General features: G+C 66.4%; 19 protein-coding genes. 10 read left to right on the forward strand and 9 right to left on the reverse strand.

What is annotated here, in order from left to right; all coding sequences use genetic code 11:
* Positions 1-5 precede the first annotated feature (5 nt).
* The 3 genes from ACSYAO_RS14445 (at position 6) to ACSYAO_RS14455 (ending at position 2,415) form a co-directional block, all read left to right on the forward strand.
* The gene (locus ACSYAO_RS14445; RefSeq protein ID WP_049463146.1) at positions 6-611 is read left to right on the forward strand and encodes a hypothetical protein; all 606 of its coding nucleotides are present in this window, start codon (positions 6-8) and stop codon (positions 609-611) included.
* A gap of 106 nt (positions 612-717) precedes the next feature.
* On the forward strand, positions 718-1,143 hold the full coding sequence (locus ACSYAO_RS14450; RefSeq protein ID WP_032130459.1) for a hypothetical protein: 426 nt from the start codon (positions 718-720) through the stop codon (positions 1,141-1,143).
* A 309-nt stretch (positions 1,144-1,452) separates the two neighbouring features.
* Positions 1,453-2,415, forward strand: coding sequence for an IS110 family transposase (locus ACSYAO_RS14455; RefSeq protein WP_182266802.1), 963 nt, complete (start codon positions 1,453-1,455; stop codon positions 2,413-2,415).
* 36 nt (positions 2,416-2,451) lie between these two features.
* Here the strand turns inward: ACSYAO_RS14455 and ACSYAO_RS14460 are convergent, their stop codons facing one another.
* Complete coding sequence (locus ACSYAO_RS14460) at positions 2,452-3,879, reverse strand: class II fumarate hydratase (protein WP_049462122.1); 1,428 nt, start codon at positions 3,877-3,879, stop codon at positions 2,452-2,454.
* A gap of 294 nt (positions 3,880-4,173) precedes the next feature.
* On the opposite strand from ACSYAO_RS14460, the gene purB reads away from it, so the two are divergent.
* The 6 genes from purB to lpdA all read left to right on the forward strand — a co-directional run bounded on the left by purB (position 4,174) and on the right by lpdA (position 14,365).
* A complete protein-coding gene (purB, locus tag ACSYAO_RS14465) occupies positions 4,174-5,541 on the forward strand; it encodes an adenylosuccinate lyase (RefSeq protein WP_049462123.1) in 1,368 nt (455 codons plus the stop codon).
* 747 nt (positions 5,542-6,288) lie between these two features.
* The gene (locus ACSYAO_RS14470; protein WP_149909208.1) at positions 6,289-7,701 is read left to right on the forward strand and encodes a ribosomal protein uL16 3-hydroxylase; all 1,413 of its coding nucleotides are present in this window, start codon (positions 6,289-6,291) and stop codon (positions 7,699-7,701) included.
* A gap of 9 nt (positions 7,702-7,710) precedes the next feature.
* Positions 7,711-8,607 carry a GNAT family N-acetyltransferase gene (locus tag ACSYAO_RS14475; protein ID WP_149909207.1) on the forward strand — a complete coding sequence of 299 codons (897 nt, stop codon included), beginning with the start codon at positions 7,711-7,713 and terminating at the stop codon, positions 8,605-8,607.
* A 186-nt stretch (positions 8,608-8,793) separates the two neighbouring features.
* A complete protein-coding gene (locus tag ACSYAO_RS14480) occupies positions 8,794-11,625 on the forward strand; it encodes a 2-oxoglutarate dehydrogenase E1 component (RefSeq protein WP_006453251.1) in 2,832 nt (943 codons plus the stop codon).
* 40 nt (positions 11,626-11,665) lie between these two features.
* Positions 11,666-12,865 (forward strand): dihydrolipoyllysine-residue succinyltransferase, encoded by a 1,200-nt coding sequence (gene sucB, locus ACSYAO_RS14485; RefSeq protein WP_008265271.1) that lies wholly within the window; start codon positions 11,666-11,668, stop codon positions 12,863-12,865.
* Between the two features lie 63 nt (positions 12,866-12,928).
* Positions 12,929-14,365 (forward strand): dihydrolipoyl dehydrogenase, encoded by a 1,437-nt coding sequence (gene lpdA / locus ACSYAO_RS14490; RefSeq protein WP_008264626.1) that lies wholly within the window; start codon positions 12,929-12,931, stop codon positions 14,363-14,365.
* A gap of 140 nt (positions 14,366-14,505) precedes the next feature.
* On the opposite strand, the gene ACSYAO_RS14495 is transcribed toward lpdA, so the two are convergent.
* Complete coding sequence (locus ACSYAO_RS14495; RefSeq protein ID WP_149909206.1) at positions 14,506-15,405, reverse strand: LysR family transcriptional regulator; 900 nt, start codon at positions 15,403-15,405, stop codon at positions 14,506-14,508.
* Between the two features lie 120 nt (positions 15,406-15,525).
* Between ACSYAO_RS14495 and gstA the strand changes: the two genes are divergently transcribed.
* Positions 15,526-16,128: a glutathione transferase GstA gene (gstA, locus tag ACSYAO_RS14500; protein ID WP_149909205.1), complete on the forward strand. Its 603-nt coding sequence runs from the start codon at positions 15,526-15,528 to the stop codon at positions 16,126-16,128.
* A 25-nt stretch (positions 16,129-16,153) separates the two neighbouring features.
* Here the strand turns inward: gstA and ACSYAO_RS14505 are convergent, their stop codons facing one another.
* From ACSYAO_RS14505 to asnB, 7 genes are all read right to left on the reverse strand, one after another.
* Positions 16,154-16,402 (reverse strand): hypothetical protein, encoded by a 249-nt coding sequence (locus ACSYAO_RS14505; RefSeq protein WP_049460552.1) that lies wholly within the window; start codon positions 16,400-16,402, stop codon positions 16,154-16,156.
* Entirely contained in the window at positions 16,399-16,611 is a 213-nt protein-coding gene (locus ACSYAO_RS14510) for a hypothetical protein (protein ID WP_010486834.1), read from the reverse strand. The genes ACSYAO_RS14505 and ACSYAO_RS14510 overlap by 4 nt, the downstream gene beginning before the upstream one ends.
* A gap of 169 nt (positions 16,612-16,780) precedes the next feature.
* Complete coding sequence (locus ACSYAO_RS14515) at positions 16,781-18,370, reverse strand: alkaline phosphatase D family protein (RefSeq protein WP_149909204.1); 1,590 nt, start codon at positions 18,368-18,370, stop codon at positions 16,781-16,783.
* Complete coding sequence (locus ACSYAO_RS14520; protein WP_149909203.1) at positions 18,370-20,613, reverse strand: TonB-dependent receptor family protein; 2,244 nt, start codon at positions 20,611-20,613, stop codon at positions 18,370-18,372. The genes ACSYAO_RS14515 and ACSYAO_RS14520 overlap by 1 nt, the downstream gene beginning before the upstream one ends.
* A 173-nt stretch (positions 20,614-20,786) precedes the next feature.
* Positions 20,787-22,229, reverse strand: a complete 1,443-nt coding sequence (locus ACSYAO_RS14525; RefSeq protein WP_149909202.1) for a replicative DNA helicase — start codon at positions 22,227-22,229, stop codon at positions 20,787-20,789.
* A 212-nt stretch (positions 22,230-22,441) separates the two neighbouring features.
* Positions 22,442-23,002: an NADPH-dependent FMN reductase gene (locus ACSYAO_RS14530; RefSeq protein WP_149909201.1), complete on the reverse strand. Its 561-nt coding sequence runs from the start codon at positions 23,000-23,002 to the stop codon at positions 22,442-22,444.
* Positions 23,003-23,068: 66 nt separating this feature from the next.
* Complete coding sequence (gene asnB / locus ACSYAO_RS14535) at positions 23,069-25,012, reverse strand: asparagine synthase (glutamine-hydrolyzing) (RefSeq protein ID WP_149909200.1); 1,944 nt, start codon at positions 25,010-25,012, stop codon at positions 23,069-23,071.

Here is a 25,012-nt window from a genome sequence, read left to right on the forward strand (position 1 = left end):
ACACCATGAACCTGTTGCGCCTGTTGCCCGCTGTGCTGCTGTCCCTGCCGCTGATCGCCTGCGGCGGCACGTCGTCAGCACCCGACAAGACCGTTGGCAAGAGTGTGGCCGAAGCCACAGGCGGCGTCGGCGAGACCGTCAGGAACGCGATGGACGATGCCCGCAAGGATATCACCCAGGGCAACATCAAGATCTCGGCGGACAAGCAGCCGCGTGCGGAGATCACGCCGGATGGCCGCCTGCTGATCGCGGGCAAGGAGATCGCCGCCAACGATATCCAGCGCCGTCATCTGCAGGACTACCGCGGCCACGTGGTCGCCATCGCGATGGACGGCATGGATGTCGGCCTGGCCGGCGCCAAACTGGGTGCCAGTGCTGCCGGCGAAGCGCTGAAGGGCATTTTCAGTGGCGACAGCGAAGGTGTCGAAAAGCGCATCAATGCCGAAGCCGAGAAGATCGAAGCCCAGGCCAAGCGCATCTGCGACCGCCTTCCGGCGATGCTGGCCAGCCAGCAGGCGCTCGCACGTGAACTGCCGGCATTCAAGCCCTACGCGACCATGGACCAGGGCGACGTGGACGACTGCGGCAAGGACACCGTGGTCCAGCGCTAGGCCTGTGACAGATCAGCGCACCCGGCCGGCAGCGGCGTCCAGCTGCCGGCCGTAGTGCGCCGCCCGGCTTACAATGGCGGCCCCGGACGCCCCCGAACCGAATGTCATGAAGAAGCTGTTTCTGCTGTTGACCGCCCTGCTCTGCCTCGGCCTGGCCGGCTGTGACCAGGAGTACCGCAACCACCGCGCCGAGCGTGGCAAGCCCAAGATTTCCGTCAGCGAAGGCATGGTCACCGTGCGTCGCCCGCCCGCGCCGAACATCATCATCCTCGCCGACGGCACGATGAAGATGGACGAGATCCAGATTCCGCTGGACGACGGGCAGAAACAGATGCTGCAGACCATGTTCGGCAAACTGCAGGTGCTGCGCCAGAACACCCTGGTGGCCGCACCGGCCGATCCCAACATGCAGCCGGTGAAGATCCAACCGCCGGAGGGCATGGTCGTGATTCCGGCGGACCTGATCCAGCGCATCCCGGAGTTCAAGGATTACACCGACACCTTCGGCAACATCGTCGCCGACCGTCGCTGAAAAAAAACGCCGCCCAAAGGGCGGCGTTTCTGCTTTCTGTAGAGTCGAGCCATGCTCGACTCCGGAACAACAGTCGAGCATGGCTTGTATGTTCCTCCCGGCTCCTACGAGGTATGTAGGAGCCAGGGTGGAGGGACCGTCAAGCATGCATCTGCGGATACTAGCCGACAGACGAGTCGAGCGATCCCCATCCCGCACACGAACGTCGATAAAGGATCGTACGGCCCCCAAAGGGGATCGTCGATGTAGGCAAGCTAACGTCGGTGCGGTACCACCCCAGCCCCTTAAAGATAGCTGGGAGCCGTACAAATGTCTGATTCTCTCGATATTGGCGTGGACGTGGACTCCAAGGAGTTCGTACCGGCAGTGGCCGACCGCAAGGCCGGCGACAGGATCGCCAACACCCGGGCCGGCATAGCCCAGTGGCTCAACACCTTGCCCCAGCGATGCCGGATTGGCATGGAGGCGACGGGGCGGTACTACGAGTTGTTGGCTCGGATGGCTGGCCAGGCAGGCCACGTTGTCTATGTGATCAATCCACGTCTGATCAAGCACTACGGCCGGGCGACGGGCTCGCGTGGCAAGACGGACGCCATGGACGCCGAAGCGATCGCCCGGTACGTGAAGAAGGAGAACGATCGCCTGCGTGAATACGTACCGCGTACCGACGAGCAGCAGCAGATGCACGATTTGCTGCGCAAGCGGCAGACGCTGGTAAAGACACGCGCGCGCCTGGAGCAATCCTTCGGGGTAAGCAAAAGTGCTCCCGGGGAGCTGTCAGATCTGTTCTGCGCTCTGGCTGGGACGCTGTCCGAGCTGGAAAGCGAACTGCAGCGCTTGGGTCGCGATGGAGAGCATGGCACGCTCTACAAGCGCCTGTTGACCATCCCTGGTGTCGGCCCTGCCGTCGCCGCTCACCTGATCTACTACATGACGCGCTGGCCGTTGGCCAACGCCAACGCGTGGATCGCCTGCACGGGCCTGGATCCCCGGCCCAACGAGTCTGGCGGCAGAACGGGACGGCGTCGGCTGTCCAAACAGGGCGCGCCAGTGCTGCGCCAGATGCTCTACATGGCCGCCATGGGGCTCAAGCGGTGTCGTCGGGGGCAACCGCTCTACGACGAGCTGTCAAAACGCGGTCACCCCAGCACCGCCGTCTTCAACATCCTGGCCAGAAAGCTGGCCAGGATCGCCTGGGGTGTCTTCAAAAGCGGCCGGGACTTCGATCCGGCCATGCTGAAGGTGGGTCAAGCCTGCTTCCAGCAGGCTTGACCACGAACATAGGATCTCGACTCTACAACCGGCCGATCAACCGCCGGCGCCGCCGCCACCGGCCTGGATGCCACCGGCGGTCAGCGCGGTCGGGTCCAGCAGGCGACGCAGCTCGGCCTCCTCCAGTCCACTGTCCTCCAGCGCCACATCCAGCACCGGGCGCTGTTCCTTGTACGCACGCTTGGCAATCGCCGCAGCCTTCTCGTAGCCGATGATCGGGTTGAGGGCGGTAACCAGGATCGGGTTGCGCGCCAGCGCCTCGGCAACGCGGTCCTCGCGCACCTTCAGCCCGGCAATCGCACTGTCGGCCAGCAGGGTGGACACGTTGGCCAGCAGGCCGATGCCATCGAGCAGGTTCACTGCGATCAGCGGCAGGGTGACGTTGAGCTGGAAGTTGCCGGTCTGCCCGGCCACGGTGATCGCAGTGTGGTGACCGATCACCTGTGCACAGGCCATCACCGTCGCTTCCGGAATCACAGGGTTGACCTTGCCCGGCATGATCGAGCTGCCCGGCTGCAGCGCCGGCAGTTCGATCTCGCCCAGCCCGGCCAGCGGACCGGCGTTCATCCAACGCAGGTCGTTGGCGATCTTGATCAGCGCCACCGCCAGCGCATTGAGCTGACCGGAAAGCTCCACCGCGTCGTCCTGTGCGGCCAGGCCTTCGAACTTGTTCTCGGCACTGTCGAACTTGAAACCGGTCTGCTGCTTCAGTGCCTTGGCCACCTGTGCACCGAAGCGCGGATCGGCATTGATGCCGGTGCCGATGGCGGTGCCACCCAGCGGCAGCCGGCGCACGCGCTTGAGGCTGTCTTCGATACGCTCCTGCGCCGACGCCAGCTGCGCCGACCACGCGCCGAATTCCTGCTCGAAGGTCAGCGGCATCGCATCCATCAGGTGGGTGCGGCCGGTCTTGACCACCTTGCGCAGGCTGCGGCCCTTCTTGTCCAGGGTCTTGCGCAGGTGCACCAGCGCCGGCAGCAGCTGCTCATGCGTCGCCAACACCGCCGACACCCGCAACGCGGTCGGAATCACGTCGTTGGAGCTCTGCCCCTGGTTGACGTGGTCATTGGGGTGCACACTGGTCTTGCCCGCCTTGCCGGCACGGTTGGCCAGGGTGGCGATGACCTCATTGGCATTCATGTTCGACGACGTGCCAGAACCCGTCTGGTAGACATCGATCGGGAACTGCGCGTCCCAGTTGCCGGCGGCCACTTCGGCGGCAGCGGTCTGGATGGCCTTGGCCACGTTCTTCGGCAGGTGGCCCAGTTCTGCGTTGACGCCCGCGGCGGCGCCCTTGACCAGGCCCAGGGCACGGATGAAACCGCGCGGCATGCGCTGGCCCGACACCGGGAAGTTCTGCACGGCACGCTGGGTCTGGGCGCCCCACAGTGCGTCCGCAGGCACCTGCAGCTCGCCCATGCTGTCGTGTTCGATTCTGAAACCCTTGCTTGCAGCTTTGCTCATTGCATCAACTCCGCACTACTTCAGTTGGGGAAAGGGAAGCGGCGGCTGGCAGGGTGTCGCTTCCCGGGCTGGCGGCTGCGCCAACGATACTCCCTTGCCCGCAGCGTGGGATGACGAGGGCGGGCCAGATCGTTTCATCCGCAGGGCCGATCTGCACGCGCAAGGGGTAGTGCCGGCCGCTGGCCAGCAATCCATGGAATCGTGGGCCGGGCGTGGTTGCCGGCCAGCGGCCGGCACTACCTCACCGGCACGTCGTAGAATATGGCCCCCGCCGCTCGCCCCAGCCCTGCCGACATGTCCGATTCCGCCCTGCTCGCCCTGTCCCCGCTCGATGGCCGCTATGCCGGCAAGGTCGACGCCCTGCGCCCGATCTTCTCCGAGTACGGCCTGATCAAGGCCCGCATCACGGTCGAAGTGGAGTGGCTGCTGGCCCTGGCCGCCGAGCCGGGCATCGTCGAACTGGCCCCGTTCTCCGACGCCGCCGTCGCCCGCCTGCGCGCCCTGGCCGCCAGCTTCAGCCCGGTCCAGGCCGCGCGCGTGAAGGAGATCGAACGCACCACCAACCATGACGTCAAGGCGGTGGAGTACTTCATCAAGGAACAGCTGAAGGACGACGCCGAGCTGGCCCCGGCGCTGGAATTCGTGCATTTCGCCTGCACCAGCGAAGACATCAACAACCTCAGCTACGGCCTGATGCTGGAACAGGCGCGCCGCGAGGTGCTGCTGCCGACCCTGGACGGCATCGCCAACAGCCTGCGCAGCCTGGCCCACGCCCAGGCCGGCCAGCCGATGCTGTCGCGCACCCACGGCCAGACCGCCTCGCCGACCACCCTGGGCAAGGAACTGGCCAACGTGGTCGCCCGCCTGGAACGCCAGCGCAGGCAGATTGCCGCGGTCGAACTGACCGGCAAGATCAACGGCGCGGTGGGCAACTACAACGCCCACATCGCCAGCTACCCGGACGTGGACTGGCCGGCCTTCGCCGAGCGCTTCGTGACCGGCCTGGGCCTGGTGTTCAACCCGTACACCACGCAGATCGAGCCGCACGACAACATCGCCGAGATCGGTGATGCCGCACGCCGCGCCAACATCATCCTGATCGACCTGGCCCGTGACATCTGGGGCTACGTTTCGCTTGGCTACTTCAAGCAGCGCCTGAAGGAAGGCGAAGTCGGCTCGTCGACGATGCCGCACAAGGTCAACCCGATCGACTTCGAGAATGCGGAAGGCAACTTCGGCATTGCCAACGCGCTGTTCGAGCACTTCAGCGCGAAGCTGCCGATCAGCCGCTGGCAGCGTGACCTGACCGACTCCACCGTGTTGCGTGCGCTGGGCACCGCGTTCGGCCACAGCCAGGTGGCGCTGGATTCGCTGGCCAAGGGCCTGGGCAAGCTGGAAGTGAACCCACAGCGCCTGGATGCCGATCTGGACGCGGCCTGGGAAGTGCTGGCCGAAGCTGTGCAGACGGTGATGCGCCGCCATGGCCTGCCGAACCCGTACGAACAGCTGAAGGCGCTGACCCGCGGCCAGGGCATCACCGCCGAGTCGATGCGGGCGTTCGTGCAGGGGCTGGAGCTGCCGGCGGATGCGAAGCAGCGCCTGCTGGAGATGACCCCGGGCAGCTACACCGGTCTGGCCGAGTCGCTGGCGAAGAAGATCTAAGGGGTTTCCTTTGCGGCGGCGGCCGCGGGCGCTGCCTGCGGCAGGCTCTACGGCAACGGCAACGGCAACAGCAACGTCAAGAGCGGCTCTGGATTGCTGCTAGCTGGGCGGGTCGGGATGGGCCAGCGGGACACGCCGTAAACCCGTCCATGGGGGCTCGATGGCGCCATCCATGGCGCCAACGGTCCCGCTGGTCCATCCCGTCCCACCTCTGACAGATTCCTGGTGACGGATCGAAGAGCTTTGGGTTGTCGGGACGGAATTTGGAAGAGGGACGCGGCTTCGCCGCGTCCCTCTGTTGTTTTTGGCTGATTGTAGAGCCGAGCCCATGCTCGGCTGCTTGTTCCAACAGCAAGCCGAGCATGGGCTCGGCTCTACAGGAGCATGAGCAAGCGCAGCGCGCGACCCGCTTTTGCCTTTGATCTTCTTCTTCCATTCCGTGGCGGGCCGCGCAGGAAACTGTCAGGGGCCGGGCGGGGTGGGTTCGCGGGACCGTTGGCGCCATGGATGGCGCCATCGAGCCCCCATGGATGGGTTTACGGCGTGTCCCGCGAACCCACCCCGCCCGGCCCAGCCCATGAAGCGAGCGCTTTACGCGACCAGACCCCGCCACGAGGGGCTCCGCCGTTGGCCGGAACCCCCGCGACAAACCCGCGCACGTGCGCAATGCCCACGAACGGCGGACAATGGAGAACTCAGGCGGCCCGCCGCGCCGCCCCTCCCGCTTTCCGCTGCAAGGATTCCCCCATGGCTGCCCGCAAGTCCTCCGCCCCCCTCATCGAAGTCACCGCCCGCCCCGGCCAGCCGCTGGGCATGGCGTCGGCCACCTTCCTGCGCGATTTCTGGCAGAAACGCCCGCTGCTGATCCGCAACGCCTTCCCGGATTTCCAGACCCCGGTGCAGCCGGAAGACCTGGCCGGGCTGGCCTGCGAGGAAGGCGTGCTGGCACGCCTGATCGAGCACGACAAGACCCAGGACGGCTGGCGCGTGCGCACCGGTCCATTCCAGGAAGACGTGTTCCCCGCCCTCCCCGACCACGACTGGACCCTGCTGGTGCAGGACGTGGACAAGTGGGACCCGGACGTGCGCGCCCTGATCGAGCACTTCAGCTTCCTGCCGCGTTGGCGCATGGATGACGTGATGATCAGCTTCGCCGCCACCGGCGGCTCGGTCGGCGCCCACGTCGACCAGTACGACGTGTTCCTGCTGCAGGCCCATGGCCATCGCCGCTGGCAGATCGATGCCAGCGAATCGATCAAGGGCAAGCAGCCGCCGCTGGGCTTCCGCCCGGACGTGGAACTGAAACTGCTGAAGGTGTTCAAGCCGACCCACGACTGGGTGCTGGCGCCGGGCGACATGCTGTACCTGCCGCCGAACGTGCCGCACCACGGCGTCGCCGAAGATCCCTGCCTGACATTCTCGTTCGGCATGCGCGCGCCGTCTTCGGCCGAGCTGATCAGCGACTACCTGGACACCCTGATCGCCGATGCCGACGAGAACATCCGCTACCAGGATGCCGACCTGAAGGTGCCGGCCGACCCGAACGAAATCGACACGGTGGCGATGGCGCGGGTGATCACCGCGCTCAACGCCATCCGCATGAACGACCCGGACAAGCTGGGCGACTGGTTCGGCCGCTTCATCACCACCTACCGCGCGGCCGGCGAAGTGATGGCCCACCAGGCCGCACCGGCACAGGAAGAAGTGGTCCAGGCCCTGGCCTCGGGCCTGCTGCTGCAGCGCCACCCGTGGGCCCGCCTGGCCTGGCGCCGGGCCAAGCGTGGCGCCAGCCTGTATGTCAGCGGCCAGGACTTCGCGCTGCCGGTGAAGGACGCGCAGCGCCTGGCTGGCACCGAACAGCTGGACGCCGCCGCTTATCGCGGCCTGTCCGACAAGGGCCGTGCCGTGGTCCAGCAGCTGCTGGTCGGCGGGGTGTTCCAGCTGATCGACCCGAATGAGGTATACGAGGCCGAAGACGAGGACGACGGCGAGGATGCCGTGGTGCTCGGCGAGGTCGTCGAAGGCCGCGACCGCGTGGATGCGATCGACGCCGATGCGGTGTCCGACGATGTCCACTCCGTGACCGTGCACGACGACGGCATCGAGGTCATCGTCAACTTCGAGGACGACGAGGAAGACGACAGCGCCGGCCGGGCCTGAGCCATCGCCATGATCCGGGTCCAGCAGGTCAGCCACGCCGATGCCCACGCAGCCATCCACGAGGTGCGCCAACGCGTGTTCGTGCAGGAACAGGGCATCGCCGCCGAGCTGGAACGCGATGCGCTGGACCCGGTCAGTGCCCATGTGCTGGCGCTGGACAGTGACAACCAGCCGGTCGGCACGGGCCGGCTGGCCCCGGATGGCCGCATCGGCCGCATGGCGGTGCTGGCCAGCCATCGCAGCCGTGGGGTCGGCGAGGCCCTGCTGGCGGCACTGGTCGAAGCCGGGCGCCGGCTCGGCCTGGCCGAGCTGCATCTGCATGCCCAGCTGCCCGCCCGTGACTTCTATGCCCGCCAGGGCTTTCTGCCCGAAGGCGAGGTGTTCGAGGAGGCCGGCATCGGCCACCAGCAGATGCGCCGCCGGCTGGGCGCGGCCAGCGCCATCGACAGCCGCGCCGAGGCAGTAGCCATCACCACGGCCATCATCCACCGCGCCCGTCGCCAGCTGTGGCTGCACAGCCGCCAGCTGGAGCCCGGGCTGCTCGACGCGCCCCCGATACAGGCCGCCCTGCGCCGATTCGTCACCGCCCGCCACGACAAGCAGCTGCGGGTGATCGTGCACGATGCGGCGGCGATCGCCTCGGCCGGAGCGCCCCTGCTGGCGCTGGCCCAGCGCCTGCCCAGCGTGATCCAGATCCGCGAGGTCTGCGACCCGATCGACCGTGCGCTGGCCTCGGCGTGCATGCTCAACGACGCCGGCGACTTCTACTTTCGTCTGATCGGCCACCGCCTCGACGGCGAGGCCGGCATCGCGCTACCGGCACGTTCGCAGCCGTTCGAGCAGCAATTGCAGCGTGTCTGGGACCGTTCGCGCGATTGCAGCGAACTTCGCGCGCTCGGCCTCTGAGCGGAGCGGGCTGCCCCAACCTGTCTGGAAGCGGCACCGGTGGACCTGCGATGCCTCGGGCGGCGCCCCTTCGTGTCCGGTTGGGGGTACAATTTGGCTGTTTGAACGCGCCCGCGCAGGGCTATTCATCTTCCTGCCGGGTCCTTCTGAAGCCATACCCCACAAAGCGAATCAACACCCTCCATCGTGGACAATCAACTGAAGCAGTTTGCGCAATCTTCGCAACTCGCCGGCGGCAACGCCTCCTATGTCGAGGACCTGTACGAGCAGTACCTGGTCTCCCCGGATAGTGTCGATCCCAAATGGAAAACCTACTTCGACGGCTTCAAGGGCCGCGAAGCAGGTGACATTCCGCACTCGGCCGTCATCTCCCACATTGCGGACGCGGCCAAGGATGCGCTGAAAGCCGGCACCGGCAACGGTGCGGGCGACGAGCGTGAGCGCAATGTCGGTCGTCTGATCACCGCCTACCGCTCGCGCGGCCATCTGGACGCCCGCCTGGACCCGCTGGGCCTGACCACGCCGGTCAACACCCCGGACCTGGGCCTGCCGTTCCACAGCCTGTCCGATGGCGACCTCAACAGCGAATTCAGCACCGGCGGCGTCGGTGGCCAGCCGCGCATGAAGCTGCGCGACCTGCTGGCGCGCCTGAAGGCGACCTACACCGGCTCGATCGGTGCGGAGTTCATGCACATCTCCGAGGTCGAGCAGCGCCAGTGGATCTACAAGAAGCTGGAAGCTGCCGGTGGCAACTACCAGCTGGACGCTGACACCCAGCGCCGCACCCTGGAGCGCCTGACCGCCGCCGAGGGCCTGGAACGCTACCTGCACACCAAGTACGTCGGCCAGAAGCGCTTCTCGCTGGAAGGCGGCGACTCGCTGATCCCGATGATGGATACCATCATCCGCAGCGCCGGCAAGGATGGCGTCAAGGACGTGGTGATCGGCATGGCCCACCGCGGCCGCCTGAACGTGCTGGTCAACACCCTGGGCAAGAACCCGCGCAAGCTGTTCGACGAATTCGAAGGCAAGTTCGAGCACGACGAGCACGCCTCCGCCGGTGACGTGAAGTACCACATGGGCTTCTCGGCCGACGTCGCCACCGACGGCGGCCCGGTCCACCTGGCGCTGGCGTTCAACCCGTCGCACCTGGAAATCGCCGACCCGGTTGTGGCCGGTTCCGTGCGTTCGCGCCAGGAGCGCCGCAAGGACACCGCGCGCAAGCAGGTCATGCCGATCCTGATCCACGGCGACGCGGCCTTCTCCGGCCAGGGCGTGGTCATGGAGCTGTTCCAGATGTCGCAGGCCCGCGGCTTCGCCGTCGGCGGCACCGTGCACATTGTGGTCAACAACCAGGTCGGTTTCACCACCTCCAACCCGCTGGATACGCGCTCCACGCGCTACGCCACCGACGTGGCGAAGATGATCGCCGCCCCAGTGCTGCACGTGAACGGCGATGATCCGGAAGCGGTGGTGTTTGCCGCACAGCTGGCCTTCGAGTTCCGCCAGACGTTCGCCAAGGACGTGGTGATCGACCTGATGTGCTACCGCCGTTGGGGCCACAACGAGGCCGACGAGCCGGCAATCACCCAGCCGCTGATGTACCAGGTGATCCGCAAGCACGCCACCACCCGCGAGATGTACGCCGAGCAGCTGGAAAAGGCGGGCGTGATCGCCGCCGGCGCCGGCAAGGCGATGGTCGATGCCTACCGCGAGAAGCTGGACGCCGGTGAAGTGACCACCGAGCTGGCCAAGGTCGAGAAGACCCCGCCGAGCAGCCCGCTGTTCGTCGATTGGCCGAAGCTGCTGGAAGGCAAGCTGTCCGACCCGGTCTCGACCAAGGTCGAGAAGAACAAGCTGGTCGAGCTGGCCAAGCTGATCAACACCGTGCCGGACGAAGTGCAGCTGCACTCGCGCGTGGCCAAGGTCTACGACGACCGTCGCAAGATGGCCGCCGGCGAGATCCCGGGCGACTGGGGCTTTGCCGAGAACCTGGCCTACGCCACCCTGCTCGACGAAGGCCATGCACTGCGCCTGGTCGGCCAGGACGTCGGCCGCGGTACGTTCACGCACCGCCACGCGATCCTGCACGACCAGAAGACCGACAACTACTACATGCCGCTGCGGCAGCTGGTGGATTCGCCGGAAAAGGCCACCGTCATCGATTCGCTGCTGAGCGAAGAAGCGGTGATGGCCTACGAGTACGGCTTCTCCACCACCGATCCGAACACGCTGTGCATCTGGGAAGGCCAGTTCGGCGACTTCGCCAACGGCGCCCAGGTGGTGATCGACCAGTTCATCGCCGCCGGTGAAGCCAAGTGGGGCCGCATTTCCGGCCTGACCCTGCTGCTGCCGCATGGCTATGAAGGGCAAGGCCCGGAACACAGCTCGGCGCGCCTGGAGCGCTTCCTGCAGCTGTGTGCGCTGGAGAACATGCTGGTGGTGGTGCCGTCGACCCCGGCACAGGCCTTCCACATGCTGCGCCGCCAGCTGCACCTGACCACCCGCAAGCCGCTGGTGGTGATGTCGCCGAAGTCGCTGCTGCGCCACAAGCTGGCCGTGTCGACCCTGGACGAACTGGCCAACGGCGAGTTCCAGCACCTGATCGGCGATGCCAATGCCGATGCCAAGAAGGTCAAGCGCGTGGTGCTGTGCTCCGGCAAGGTCTACTACGACCTGCTGGAAGATCAGACCAAGCGTGGCCAGGACGATGTGGCGATCATCCGCGTGGAGCAGCTGTATCCGTTCCCGCGTGCGCTGCTGGCCGCCGAACTGAAGAAGTACGGCAAGGCCACCGACGTGGTGTGGACGCAGGAAGAACCGCAGAACCAGGGTGCGTGGTACCAGATCCGCCACCATCTGCAGTTCTGCCTGGCCGATGGCCAGAACCTGCACTACGCCGGTCGCGCACGTTCGGCTTCGCCGGCTGCCGGTCACATGGCTGACCACGTCCGCGAACAGCAGCAGCTGGTCGCCGATGCACTCGTCAACCCGTTCAACGACACGTTCGCTGAATAATCCTCCCCCTATTTAGAAGACAAACCAGGAAGCTCCCGCAATGGCCACCGAAGTCAAAGCCCCGGTACTGCCCGAATCCGTCGCCGACGGCACCATCGCCACCTGGCACAAGAAGGTGGGCGACGCCGTCAAGCGCGACGAAAACCTGCTTGACCTGGAAACCGACAAGGTCGTCTTGGAAGTGCCGTCGCCGGTCGACGGCGTGCTCAAGGAAATCAAGTTCGCCGAAGGCTCGACCGTGACCTCCAGCCAGGTCGTGGCGATCATCGAAGAAGGCGCCGTGGCCGCTGCCCCGGCTCCGGCCGCTGAAGAGAAGAAGGCCGAGGCCGCGCCGGCCGCTGCGGCTCCGGCTGCTGCTGCCGCTCCGGCTCCGGCCGCCAAGTCGGCCGCCGACGCGCTGCCGCCGGGCGCCCGCTTCACCGCCATCACCGAAGGCGTGAACCCGGCCGACGTCGACGGCACCGGCCGCCGCGGCGCGGTGACCAAGGAAGACATCGTCAACTTCGCCCGCAACGGCGGCGCCGGCAAGGCCGGTGGCGCACGTCCGGAAGAGCGCGTGCCGATGACCCGCATCCGCAAGCGCATCGCCGAGCGCCTGATGGAGTCGAAGAACTCCACCGCCATGCTGACCACCTTCAACGAAGTCGACCTGTCCAAGGTGTCGGCGGCGCGCAAGGAGCTGCAGGACGAGTTCGTCAAGGCCCACGGCATCAAGCTGGGCTTCATGAGCTTCTTCGTGAAGGCCGCTGCCAACGCGCTGCAGCGCTTCCCGCTGGTCAATGCCTCGATCGATGGCGACGACATCATCTACCACGGCTACTCGGACATCTCGATCGCCGTCTCGACCGAGAAGGGCCTGGTCACCCCGGTCCTGCGCAACGTCGAGCGCATGTCGTTCGCCGACATCGAGAAGACCATCGCCGACTACGCCAAGAAGGCGCGTGACGGCAAGCTGAGCCTGGAAGAACTGCAGGGCGGCACCTTCACCGTGACCAACGGCGGCACCTTCGGTTCGCTGCTGTCGACCCCGATCATCAACCCGCCGCAGAGCGCCATCCTGGGCATGCACGCCATCAAGGAGCGTCCGATCGCCCAGAACGGCCAGGTCGTGATCGCGCCGATGATGTACCTGGCGCTGTCCTATGACCACCGCATCATCGACGGCAAGGATTCGGTGCAGTTCCTGGTGGACATCAAGAACCAGCTGGAAAACCCGGGCCGCATGCTGTTCGGCCTGTAAGACACCTCCCGCCCCTCCGCGCCTGCGCGGAGGGGTTCTGGTAATGCATCAAGGAATAATTCAATGGCTGAACAATTCGACGTCGTCGTCATCGGTGCCGGCCCGGCCGGTTACCACGCTGCCATCCGCGCGGCACAGCTGGGCCTGAAGACCGCCTGCATCGACGCAGCGCTGGGCAAGGACGGCAAGCCGGCCCTGGGCGGCACCTGCCTGCGCGTGGGCTGCATCCCGTCCAAGGCGCTGCTGGATTCCTCGCGCCAGTTCTGGAACATGGGCCACATCTTTGGCGACCACGGCATCAGCTTCAAGGATGCCAAGATCGACGTCGAGGCGATGGTTGGCCGCAAGGACAAGATCGTCAAGCAGTTCACCGGCGGCATCGGCATGCTGTTCAAGGCCAACAAGGTCGCCGCCTACTACGGCTTCGGCGAACTGCAGCCGGGCAATGTGGTCAAGGTCACCCAGCATGACGGTTCCATCGTCGAGCTGAAGGGCACCAACGTCATCATCGCGGCCGGTTCGGATTCGATCGAACTGCCGTTCGCCAAGTTCGACGGCGAGACCATCGTCGACAACGTCGGCGGCCTGGACTTCACCGAAGTGCCGAACCGCCTGGCGGTGATCGGTGCCGGCGTGATCGGCCTGGAACTGGGCAGCGTGTGGAAGCGCCTGGGCGCTGAAGTCACCATCCTGGAAGCACTGCCGGAGTTCCTGGCCGTGGCCGACGCCGAAGTGGCCAAGACCGCTGCCAAGGAATTCAAGAAGCAGGGCCTGGACATCCGCCTCGGTGCCAAGGTCTCCAAGACCGAGATCACCGGCAAGGGCAAGAAGAAGGAAGTCGTTGTCACCTACACCGACAGCGAAGGCGAAAAGACCCTGACCGTGGACAAGCTGCTGGTGGCCGTTGGCCGTCGCGCCGCCACCAAGGGCCTGCTGGCCGAAGGCACCGGCGTCAAGATCAACGAGCGCGGCCAGATCGAAGTCGACGCGCACTGCCACACCGGCGTCAACGGCGTGTGGGCGGTCGGCGACTGCGTGCGCGGCCCGATGCTGGCGCATAAGGGCTTCGAGGAAGGCATCGCGGTGGCTGAGCTGATCGCCGGCCTGCCCGGCCACGTCAACTTCGACACCATTCCGTGGGTCATCTACACCGAGCCGGAACTGGCCTGGGTCGGCAAGACCGAAGCCCAGCTGAAGGCCGAAGGCATTCCGTACAAGGCCGGCAGCTTCCCGTTCGCCGCCAACGGCCGTGCCGTGGCGATGATCGAGCCGGCAGGTTTCGTGAAGATCCTGGCCCATGCCGAGACCGACCGCATCCTCGGCATGCACCTGGTCGGCGCCAACGTCTCCGAGCTGGTGCACGAAGGCGTGCTGACCATGGAGTTCAGCGGCTCGGCCGATGACCTGGCCCGCATCTGCCACGCCCACCCGTCGCTGTCGGAAGTGATCCACGACGCAGCGATGGCGGTCAGCAAGCGCGCCATCCACAAGGCGAACTGATCTGCATCCGGGTAGGTGCCGACCGTTGGTCGGCACGCGCCTGCAGACAAAAAACCCCGCCTCGGCGGGGTTTTTTGTTGCCCGCACCCCTGGCGGGCAGCTTGACGCACGCCCGCTCCGGCTCCCCGCCGGTAGCGGGCTCACGCTGATCCTGACGCACTGCCCGCAACGGCCGTGGCCAGCTCCCGCATGAAGACCTGCGTTGCACGCGATGCGCGACCCGCCGGCGAACAGACCAGGCCAAACAATCGACGGATGGCCGGCTTCACCGGCAGCACGCGCAGGCCGTGGAGATCGTCCGGCAATGTCGATTCCGGTACCAGCGAGACGCCCAGTCCCTCGCGCGCCAGCACGCACGCGCTGGCCCAGTCGCGCACGGTCACCCGTACGTCGCTCAGCTGTAGACCAGCGTCCGCCATCAGGCGCTGACCGTTCACCGCACAGCCCCCTGTTGCAAGGATGAAGGGTTCGCCCGCCAGCTCGCTCAAGGCCACCCCGCTTTCGGTGGCGCGGCGCCCCAGCGGATGCGCCTGCGCGAGCACCGCCATCCACCCGTCGCTGCCCAGCATCAACGGCGCGCGATCTGCAGCGGGGTTCATCACCACGCCGACATCGACCGTGCCCGATTCGAGCCAGCACTCGACCTCCTCGTCCGTACCCTCCACGATCACCACCTCGATGCCCGGGTGGCGGCGCTGGAAATCCCGCAGCAGCGCTGGCAGCACGCTGGAAACGAGTGACGGGAAGGTCGCCAGGCGGATGCGTGCACCACTGAACCCCTGGCTGTCATCGGCCAACGCACGGATCGCCTGCAGGCCGCCCAGCATGATGCGTGCGTGTTCGATCACCCGCTGCCCGAGCGCAGTGATCTCGACCTGACGCCGCTCGCGCACGAACACCGCAAACCCCAATGAGGACTCCAGCTGGGCCAGGGCCTGGCTGGCACCGGACTGGCTGATGCCGACCCGGTCAGCGCCGCGCGAGATGGTTCCCTCGTCGGCCACCGCAACCAGCAGGCGCCAGTGGGCAAGATTCATCATGACAGGCAGTAGCCCAGCTTATGGGAGAAAAATCGAAGATTGATTTTACCGGATACCGCTCGCACAGCAGACTGCCTCGCACCGGCTGACCCGGCCGTCCTTTCTCCCTCGAGACCCTCCATGAAGCTGTACTACGCGCCCTACACCTGCTCGCTGTCGCCCCATATCGTGCTACGTGAACTTGGCCTCCCCTTCGAGCTGGTCAAGGTCGACAACGCCAGCAAACAGACCGCCGATGGCCGCGATTTCCGCACCATCAACCGCAAAGGCTATGTCGCGGCGCTGGAACTGGATGACGGGAAGGTGCTGACCGAAGGCCCGGCCATCGTCCAGTACCTGGCCGACCTGAAACCCGGATGCGGGCTGGCCCCGCCGGTCGGCAGCTGGGAGCGGGTACGACTGCAGGAATGGCTGAACTTCGTGACCAGCGAGATCCACGCCGGCTCGACGCCGCTGTTCAACGCGGATCTGCCGGAAGCGGCCAAGGCCTTCTTCCGGCAGAAGCTGTTCAAGCGTTTCGACCTGCTGCAGGAGACGTTGGCAACGCAGGACTTCCTGATGGGGCCCGACTTCAGCGTCGCCGATGCCTATCTTTTCACGGTGCTGGGCTGGTGCCGCTTCTTCTCCATCGATCTGGCGGTGTGGCCGGCGCTGCCTGCCTATGCCCGCAGGATCAACGCACGACCGGCCGTGCAGGCGGCGCTGCGCGCGGAGGCCGCGTGATGTGTGGCCGAGCACAGGCTCGGCGCTACACCTTTCCAGCCGGCTTCTTTGGTGGATCCTCACAGACCCGGTGCTGCACAACCGTCTCGCCGACCTTCCATTCCTTCGCGACCCTGCAGCGCTCCTTGGCTTTCTGCACAGAGACCGCTGCAGCATTTGCCTCGTCAGCCGCAGCAGTCTGCTGGCGTTCCAGCCACACCGAGGGTGGCGCTGGAGGTGTGGCCAGTGCCGGCCCCGCGAGCAATGCCAGCGCCACCAGCAGCACCGTCCTCATGCAGCCACCGCCCGGCCACCGAGCAGGCGCGCCGGCAGCATGAACAGCGCGCGCAGGAACGCGAACAGGGCCGAGAAGGTGATGCCGACCAGGCGGAACGGCAGGCTCAGCAGCCACACGAACGGCCAGGCGATCAGGGCGAGGATCGCCAGCGGCCAGCACAGCACGAACAGCAGGCACCACACACCGAGCGCGAACAGGGTCTTCATCACGGTCTCCTTGGGGCGGCACCCTGCCGCCTGCGGACACCTTGGCGCCCCGCCCTGGCCACCCGCAAACGGTTTGCGACGAAACCGGGGCTGGGGGCGATGAAACCGATTGCGGGGAAACCGGAGATTCAGGAGGTTGCCGGCCAGCGGCCGGCACAACCGCAGGGATTTACACCGGGACCGCGCCCGGGCGGCCGTGGGTCACCTGGAAACGCGCCGCGGTGCGAACCGCAGCGTCCGCACGCAGCACACTGTCGGCGAAGCGCAGTTCCGCATCCACGGTCTGCCGGTTCAGCTGCAGCTTCCACCAGCCACGGCGGTCACCGTCGAAGTAGCGGATGTGCGGGTTCTGCGGTATCGACGGCCCGTAGTACGGCCCGTACGGCGTGTCGTCGCCGCCGCTGCTGATCGCCGGGGCGATGAATTCGGTGGCGACGGCCGGCGCACTGGCCGCGTCGAAATCCAGCTTCAGATCGTTGACGAAGGTGGAATGCCAGTCACCACCCAACACGATGGCATTGCCCTGCCCGCCCGCCTGCATCGTCTGCAGCAACCGGTTACGTGCGGCAGGATAGCCATCCCAGGCGTCATTCCAGAAGCGCTCGCGTGGCGTGCCGCCGTCCAGCCGCAGCTGCGCCATCAGCAGCTGCTGCACCACCACGTTCCAACGCGTGCCCTGCGCGGCCGCCATCGACTGCGCGAACCACGCCTCCTGGCCCGTGCCGAGCATGCTCATGCGCGGGTCCAGTGCAGCATCACAGCGTGGCGACTCGCCCACGCCACAGGGATTGGCCGGGCGGAACTGGCGGCAATCGAGCAGGGTCAGCTGTGCCAGATCGCCATAACGCAGCCGCCGGTGTACGCGCAGGCCACCATTGCCCGCCGGCGAACTGCGCATCGGCAGGTGTTCGTAGAACGCGCGGTAGGCGGCGGCACGACGCACGATGAAGTCTTCGGCCGATACACCAGCCTTCTCCGGATGGATGCCGGAATAATCGTTCTGCACCTCGTGGTCATCCCAGATCACCGCGAACGCATGCGCGGCGTGCGCAGCCTGCAGATCCGGATCGAGCTTGTACAGCGCATACTGGTCGCGGTAGCGGTCCAGGCTGACGGTCTCGCCGCTGAAGCGCTCGGCATCCAGTGCGCGCCCACGTGCGTTCTGCAGCGGGCTGTACTCGTACAGGTAGTCGCCGGCATGCAGCACCAGGTCGATATCGCTCTGGGCGATATCGCGCAGCACCGGATAGTAGCCGCTGTTCCAGGCCTGGCAGGTGCACAGGGCCAGCCGCAACTGCTGCAATTGCGTGTCCAGCAGCGGCGCGGTGCGGAAGTGGCCGACCACGCTTTCCTCGTCGCCGTCGCAGGCAAAACGATAGTAATAGTCGCGGCCCGGGCGCAGGCCATTGACCTCAACGTGCACCGAATGGGCCAGCTCGGGCACCGCTGCGGCAACGCCCCGCTGCACCAACCGGCGCATGCCCGGGTCTTCGGCCACGAACCAGCGCACCGGCACCGCCCGCGATGGCATGCCACCACCGTTGAGCGGGTCCGGGGCCAGCCGCGTCCAGAGCACCGCGCCCTGCGGATCCGGATCGCCAGCGGCTACGCCGAGGGTGAACGGATCGCGCCCCAGCCGCGGCCGCGGGCCGGCCGTGGCCAGCCCCGGCATCGCCGCCAGCGCGATCGCCGCCCCCGTGCCCTGCCACGCCATGCGCAGCAGGCGACGACGGCTTTCCGGATCGACAGGCCCGCGCATCAGAAATGCACGGTGGCGGTGGCCATCACCTGGCGCGGCGCGCCGACCTGCATGGTCGCCAGGCTGCGGGTCGGGTCAGCGGCGTAGGTGCCATTGGTGTTGATCGAGGACAGGTAGCGCTTGTCGGTCAGGTTGGTCAGGTTCAGCGCTACGGTCAGGTTCTGCGCCGGGCCGAGCTTGCCGAAGTCATAGGCCGCCGAGGCGTTGACCAGCCAGTAGCTCGGCACCGACACATCGTTGGTATAGGTCACGTAGCGCTTGCCGACATGGTTGGCGGCCAGGCGCAGGTCCCACGGGCCCGGGGTCCACGCCAGGGTGCTGGCGAACATCCATTCCGGGGTATCGACGGTCTTCTTGCCACGGGTCGGCACCACGCCGTTGTTCACGTAGTCGTTGTCATAGGTGCTGTCATTCCAGGACAGCGCGTTGGACCAGGTGAGGTCCTGCATCGGCTTCAGCTGCAGGGTTGCCTCGGCGCCGCGGCTGGTCACCGAACCGACGTTGGAGAACAGCGCCGGGCAACCGAGGATGCCCACGCACTGGGCGATGGCCAGCAGACGGTTGTCGAACTTGACGTCGTACACCGCCACCGAGGCTTCATAGCCGCGGCCGTAGCCACGCCAACCCAGCTCGATGGTGCGCGACTGTTCCGGCTTCAGGTTCTTCGCGCTGGCATCGAAGGCGGCCTGCGGCACATTGAACGGGCTGCCCACGCCCAGCGCATAGGCGGCGACGTTTTTGGCGAACGAACCGAAGATCTCGTTGCCTTCGTTGAGCTTGAAGTTGAAGCCGGCCTGCGGCAGCAGGCCCTTCTTCGAGGTCAGGCTGCTGTTGTTGGCATAGCTGCCCAGCGGCGTGCGCACGCTGGTGCGGGTGTGCGGCGACTTCGCACCGATGTCGATGGTCAGTCGGTCATCGAACAGGCGGAAGCGGTCCTGCACGTAGAACTGGCGGGTGATGGTGGTGTAGCGCTGGTGCCACACGCGCTGGTCCGGGTTGCGCAGGAAGAAGTCGTCGGTGATCGGGCCGTCGATGTAGTAGAAGTTGCGCTGCACGCTGTGGCCGTTGTCCTCGTACCAGAGGCCGGCTTCCAGTTCGTGGCCACCGACGTTCCAGGTGAACGCCGAGGTCACGCCGGTACGGTCGATCGCGTACTCGGTGGTGCGGATCGAGATCGGAATCTCGCGGCTGGTGCCCGGGTTCGACGGATTGGACGGGCTGAACCAGTGGCCCTGGCCACGGTTGCTGTGGTTGTAGACGTTGACCTTCAAGCGCATCGACTCGTTCAGGCCGAAATCGCCGGCAATGCTGGACAGGTCATCATTGCGCAGGCCGTGGCCGGAGTAGTACGCATCCCACGGGCTGTTGACGCCGCCGCTGAATCTGCCGCGTGCGGCGGCGACGGCGCGATCCCAGTCCGGCGCGTAGTTGTCCCAGTCCCAGCCGAGGCGATCGATCATTTCCAGCGACAGATCCTGGTAATCGGCCTCGACCCGGCGCGAGGCGTTGAACAGCGCGGTGATCCTGCTGTCCGTTCCGAAGTTGTAGGTGGCCTTGCCGTTGAACTGCTTCAGCTCCTGCGAGCCCTTGCCCTTCCACTTGTCACCTTCCGAATACACGCCGGACAGGTAGGCGGCAAAGCCCTGGTGCTCGCCGGTATCGAGGCGTGCATAGCTGCGGCGTGCGCTGTCACTACCAAAGCTCTGTGCCAGCACGACCCCATACTCGGTGGACGGATCGATCGAGTAGAACTGGAACACGCCGCCGAGGTTGCTGGTGGACGGCGTACCCAGTGCGCCGATGCCGGTGGAGACCTCCGCACCGCCCAGGTTCTCGCTGATCACCGCGCGGCTGATGTGCAGGCCGTTGCTGTTGCCATAGGCCATGTTGCCCAGCGGGATGCCATCGAGGGTGTAGCCCAGGCGGTTCTGGTTGAAGCCACGCAGGCTGATGGTGGTGGACCATTCGTAGGCGCCGGTGGCATCGGCCGATTCGAAATGCACGCCCGGCTTGGTTGCAAGCAGCTTCAGCGGATTGGCACCCGGCGGCAGCACCTTCATGTCCTCGGCGGTCACGCGCTGCACCTGGCGCGCTTCACCGCGGCCGATCACCGAGACCGAATCGAGGGTGGTGGCCGACTGTGCGTCGGTGGCGGGGGCGGTTTCAGCGGCAGCCAGCGACGGCAGCGAAGCACAGACCAACAGGGCCAGCAGATTGCGGCGAAGCGGAGCGTGGGACGGCATGGGGGCGGATTCCTTGGGCACGCTGGACGCCGAAGGGCGGCGTCGAAGGGCAGCAGCGGCGGAATCGTAGAAGCGTCGCGTTACATGTCATTTACACGCCACATACGGACGTTCGGCGTTTCGAATGGTTTGCCGGCCGTGGGGTGGTTGCCGGCCAGCGGCCGGCACTACGGTTATTCGAATGAACCGACCGAGTCGTGGGCCAGGTTGTCGAAGCGGGTGTACTCGCCGAAGAACTTCAGCTTGCACGACCCGGTCGGGCCGCCACGGTGCTTGCCGATGATGATCTCGGCCAGGCCCTTGTCCGGCGAATTTTCCTTGTTGTAGTAATCGTCGCGGTAGATGAAGACGATCATGTCCGCATCCTGCTCGATTGCGCCCGATTCGCGAAGATCGGCCATCACCGGGCGCTTGTCGGTACGCGTTTCCAGCGAGCGGTTGAGCTGCGACAGCGCGATCACCGGCACGTGCAGTTCCTTGGCCAGGCCCTTCAGCGAACGCGAGATCTCCGAGATTTCGGTCGCGCGGTTTTCGCTGTTGCCCGGCACGCTCATCAGCTGCAGGTAGTCGATCACCACCAGGCCCAGGTCATGTTCGCGCTTGAGGCGGCGGCACTTGGAGCGCAGCACTTCCGGCGACACGCCAGGCGTGTCGTCGATGAAGATCTTGGTTTCCTTCAGCATCTTGATCGCGCTGGTGACGCGGCTCCAGTCCTCGTCTTCCAGCTGGCCGGTACGCAGGCGCTGCGCGTTGATGCGGCCGTTGGAGGAAATCAGGCGCATCGCCAGCTGCGATGCCGACATTTCCATCGAGAACACCGCCACGCCCTTCTTCGACTTGATCGCCGCGTACTCGGCGATGTTCAGTGCGAAGGTGGTCTTGCCCATGGCCGGGCGCGCGGCAAGGATGATCAGGTCGGTCGGCTGCAGGCCGGAGGTCATCGCATCGAAATCGTTGTAGCCGGTCGGCAGGCCGGTGATGTTGCCGCCGTTCTCGAAGCGGCTGCGCAGCTCTTCGAAGGCATCCTTCAATGCACCGGGCATCGCCACGAAATCGGTACGGCCGCGTGCGCCCTGTTCGGCGATGGCGAACACGCTCTTTTCCGCCGAGGCCAGCAGCTCGCTGCTCTCTCGTCCCTCGGGCTGGAAACCGTCGTTGACGATGTCGGTACCTACCTGGATCAGCTGCCGCAGCACCGCCTTGTCACGCACGATCTCGGCGTAGGCCACGATGTTGGCCGCCGACGGGGTGGTACTGGCCAGTTCGATCAGGTAGGCACCATCGCCCACCAGTTCCATCTTGCCCTGCGATTCGAACCACTCGCCCAGGGTCACCGCATCGAACGGCCGCTCGCGCTCGGACAGCTCACGGATCGCGCGATAGATCATCTGGTGGTCGCGGCGGTAGAAATCGCCTTCGGTCAGCTGGTCATTGACCCGGTCATAGGCCTCCGGGGCCAGCATCAGGCCACCCAGCACCGCCTGCTCGGCTTCCACCGAATGGGGCGGTACCCGCAACTGGTCGATGCGCGACTCGTCGCGATCGCGATCGCGATCGCGATCGAAGCCTTCACCGCGCTCTCTGCGGTTGGAACGGAAGCCGGGGCGAGCGGACATGCTGCGGTGTTTCCTGCGAAAGTGGGCCGGACGAGTGTAGGCATGCGCCGACCCCGGCGGCCATGGACAAGCCTGTGGATAAGCCGTGGAGAAACGGGGGATATCCGCCGGTGCCTGGCCAGACTGGCGTGGGGGCGTCGAACTGCCTGCGACGGGCGCCATTGCGGCACCCGAGCGGACATTATCGCAGATGGGGCTGGCAACCGCTGGCGTCAATCGCCCTTGACGTGAACCGCGATCAGCGCCAGGAACCGGTCCACGTAGCCCTGCAGGAATTTCTGCGTGCCTTCATTGTGGACCGTGCCATCGGCATCGATCAGGCCGTCCTTGAAATGAATGAACGCCTCGGGCTGGCCGAGCACGTGCATGTCCAGGAAGGCCAGGCTGTTGCGCAGGTGCTGCTGGGCCACGGCGGTGCCGATCTGGCCGATGGAGGCGCCGATCAACGCCGCCGGTTTGCCGGCAAACGCGCTGTCACCGTAGGGGCGCGAGCCGATATCGATGGCGTTCTTCAGCACGCCCGGCACCGACCGGTTGTATTCCGGGGTCACGAACAGCACCGCATCGGCGGCACGGACCTGGTCCTTCAGCCGGGTACCCTGCGCCGGATAGTGGCCATCGAAGTCCTGGTCGTACAGCGGCAGATCACCGATCTGCACGTACTGGAAGCGCGCACGGTCGCCGGCAATCTTCTCCAGCGCATGGGCCAGTTTGCGGTTGCAGGAATCCTTGCGCAGGCTGCCGACGAACACGGCGATGGTGGGGACGGACATCGGGACATACTCCTCACGGTGCGGGAGGCCCAGCCTAGTCGCCGGGCCCTTGCAGGCCGGTGAAGATCAGCCGCCGGTCACGCCAGCGCGCACCTGCCGCCAATGCGCCTGCCAGGCCTGGAACATCAGCACATTCCACAGATGGGTATGCCACTTGCGTTGGCCGCCGAGGAACTGCTGCCACAGCGGCTGTACCGCGGCCGCCGACAGCACGCCCTCCTGCTCCAGCCGCGCGGGCTGCAGCAGGTCTTCGGCCCACGGCCGCAGGTCGCCCTTCAGCCAGTCACTGACCGGCGCGCCGAAACCACGCTTGGGCCGGTGCACCATCGACTGCGGTACATAGCGGCCCAGCACGCGCTTGAGCAGCACCTTGCTGGTGGTTTCACTGCGCTTGAAGCCCAGCGGCAGCGACCAGGCGAACTCGGCCACGCGAGAATCCAACAGCGGTGCGCGGGCTTCCAGGCTGACCGCCATCGAGGTGCGGTCGACCTTGCACAGCAGGTCATCCGGCAGGTAGGTCACGTAATCGGCCAGCATCATCGCATCGGCCGGTGTGCCGGCACCGTGCAACGGGTCGGCCAGGTCGTAGAAGCTGCCCGCGGCCTGCGCCCCGGGCACTGCCGCCGCCGGGTCGCGCCAGCGCGAGATGCGGTTGCGGTACACGTCACCGATGCCACGCGCGCCGGATTCTGCCAACAGCGCGGCCAGGCCGCCGGTACGCGAGGCCTCGCCCTGCTGCTGGGAGCGCGCGCCCATCCAGCGCCGCAGCGGCCCCGGCACGCGGCCCAGCATCTGCCAGTTGCGCAGCGCGCGTACATAGCGGGTATAGCCGAAGAACAGCTCGTCGCCACCATCGCCGGACAGCGCCACGGTCACGCCCTGCCGCGCCAGGCGGGCGACCAGCGCGGTCGGCACCTGCGAGGCATCGGCGAAGGGTTCGTCGAACATCGCCGGCAACTGCGGCACCACCGCCAACGCATCGGCACCGCTGACGTAGAGTTCAGTGTGGTCGCAGCCCAGATGCGCGGCCAGTTCCTTGGCCAGCGGCGCCTCGTCGTGGCCCGAACCGGTGAACCCGATACTGAAGCTGTGCACCGGCTGGCCACTTTGTGCCTGCATCAGCGCGGCCACCAGCGACGAATCGGTGCCGCCGGACAGGAACACGCCCACCGGCACGTCGGCCACCATGCGCAGCGCGACCGCGTCACGCAGCAGCCCGTCCAGTTGCTCCTCGGCTTCCTCGATGCGGCCCTGGAACGGCGCAGCCAGCGCCGCCTGCATGCGTGCACGGGCATCCCAGTACGGGCGCTGCGCCTGTTCCGGGCGATGCGCGGCCGCACCCGCCGCTACGGCTTCCGCATCCAGGCGCAGCACGCGGCCCGGCATCAATTTGTAGCAACGCTGGTGGATGCTGTGCGGCGCCGGAATGTAATCCAGCCGCAGCAGCAGGGTCAGGGCGTCACGGTCGATGTCGTTGTCGAAGGCCGGGTGCTGCCACAGCGCCTTCAGTTCCGAACCGAACACCAGCGTGTCGCCGGCCCAGCCGTAGTACAGCGGCTTCTTGCCAACGCGGTCGCGGGCCAGCCACAGGCACTGCTCCTGGCGGTCCCACAGCGCAATGGCGAACATGCCGTTGCAGCGCTGCAGGGTGTCTTCCATGCCCCATTGCAGAATCGCTGCCAGCAGCACCTCGGTGTCGGAGTGCCCACGGAAGGCGTGTCCCAGCGGCTCCAGTTCGGCACGCAGGGCGGCGAAGTTGTAGACCTCGCCGTTGTAAGCCATCACGTAGCGACCATCGGACGAGGCCATCGGCTGGTGGCCCAGCGGCGACAGGTCGAGAATGCTCAGCCGACGGTGCGCCAGCGCGATGCCGGCCCCGGCATCGACCCAGCTGCCGCCATCATCCGGCCCGCGGTGGTGCAGCGCCTCGCCCATGGCCAGGACCTGCGCCTGCAGCACCTCGGCCGACGCCACCCGCGCCGGCAACAACATTCCCGCCAATCCACACAT

It is taken from the genome of Stenotrophomonas sp. STK16_22 (assembly GCF_051984505.1).
GTDB classification, from domain to species: Bacteria; Pseudomonadota; Gammaproteobacteria; order Xanthomonadales; family Xanthomonadaceae; genus Stenotrophomonas; species Stenotrophomonas maltophilia_A.

Coding starts and splice junctions, on each gene's coding strand:
- ACSYAO_RS14530 (WP_149909201.1), bottom strand. CDS start 23,002: ATGTCCGTCCCCACCATCGCCGTGTTCGTCGGCAGCCTGCGCAAGGAT.
- purB (WP_049462123.1), top strand. CDS start 4,174: ATGTCCGATTCCGCCCTGCTCGCCCTGTCCCCGCTCGATGGCCGCTAT.
- ACSYAO_RS14470 (WP_149909208.1), top strand. CDS start 6,289: ATGGCTGCCCGCAAGTCCTCCGCCCCCCTCATCGAAGTCACCGCCCGC.
- ACSYAO_RS14475 (WP_149909207.1), top strand. CDS start 7,711: ATGATCCGGGTCCAGCAGGTCAGCCACGCCGATGCCCACGCAGCCATC.
- ACSYAO_RS14450 (WP_032130459.1), top strand. CDS start 718: ATGAAGAAGCTGTTTCTGCTGTTGACCGCCCTGCTCTGCCTCGGCCTG.
- ACSYAO_RS14515 (WP_149909204.1), bottom strand. CDS start 18,370: ATGCGCGGGCCTGTCGATCCGGAAAGCCGTCGTCGCCTGCTGCGCATG.
- ACSYAO_RS14505 (WP_049460552.1), bottom strand. CDS start 16,402: ATGAGGACGGTGCTGCTGGTGGCGCTGGCATTGCTCGCGGGGCCGGCA.
- sucB (WP_008265271.1), top strand. CDS start 11,666: ATGGCCACCGAAGTCAAAGCCCCGGTACTGCCCGAATCCGTCGCCGAC.
- ACSYAO_RS14445 (WP_049463146.1), top strand. CDS start 6: ATGAACCTGTTGCGCCTGTTGCCCGCTGTGCTGCTGTCCCTGCCGCTG.
- lpdA (WP_008264626.1), top strand. CDS start 12,929: ATGGCTGAACAATTCGACGTCGTCGTCATCGGTGCCGGCCCGGCCGGT.
- ACSYAO_RS14460 (WP_049462122.1), bottom strand. CDS start 3,879: ATGAGCAAAGCTGCAAGCAAGGGTTTCAGAATCGAACACGACAGCATG.
- ACSYAO_RS14455 (WP_182266802.1), top strand. CDS start 1,453: ATGTCTGATTCTCTCGATATTGGCGTGGACGTGGACTCCAAGGAGTTC.
- gstA (WP_149909205.1), top strand. CDS start 15,526: ATGAAGCTGTACTACGCGCCCTACACCTGCTCGCTGTCGCCCCATATC.
- ACSYAO_RS14525 (WP_149909202.1), bottom strand. CDS start 22,229: ATGTCCGCTCGCCCCGGCTTCCGTTCCAACCGCAGAGAGCGCGGTGAA.
- asnB (WP_149909200.1), bottom strand. CDS start 25,012: ATGTGTGGATTGGCGGGAATGTTGTTGCCGGCGCGGGTGGCGTCGGCC.
- ACSYAO_RS14520 (WP_149909203.1), bottom strand. CDS start 20,613: ATGCCGTCCCACGCTCCGCTTCGCCGCAATCTGCTGGCCCTGTTGGTC.
- ACSYAO_RS14510 (WP_010486834.1), bottom strand. CDS start 16,611: ATGAAGACCCTGTTCGCGCTCGGTGTGTGGTGCCTGCTGTTCGTGCTG.
- ACSYAO_RS14495 (WP_149909206.1), bottom strand. CDS start 15,405: ATGATGAATCTTGCCCACTGGCGCCTGCTGGTTGCGGTGGCCGACGAG.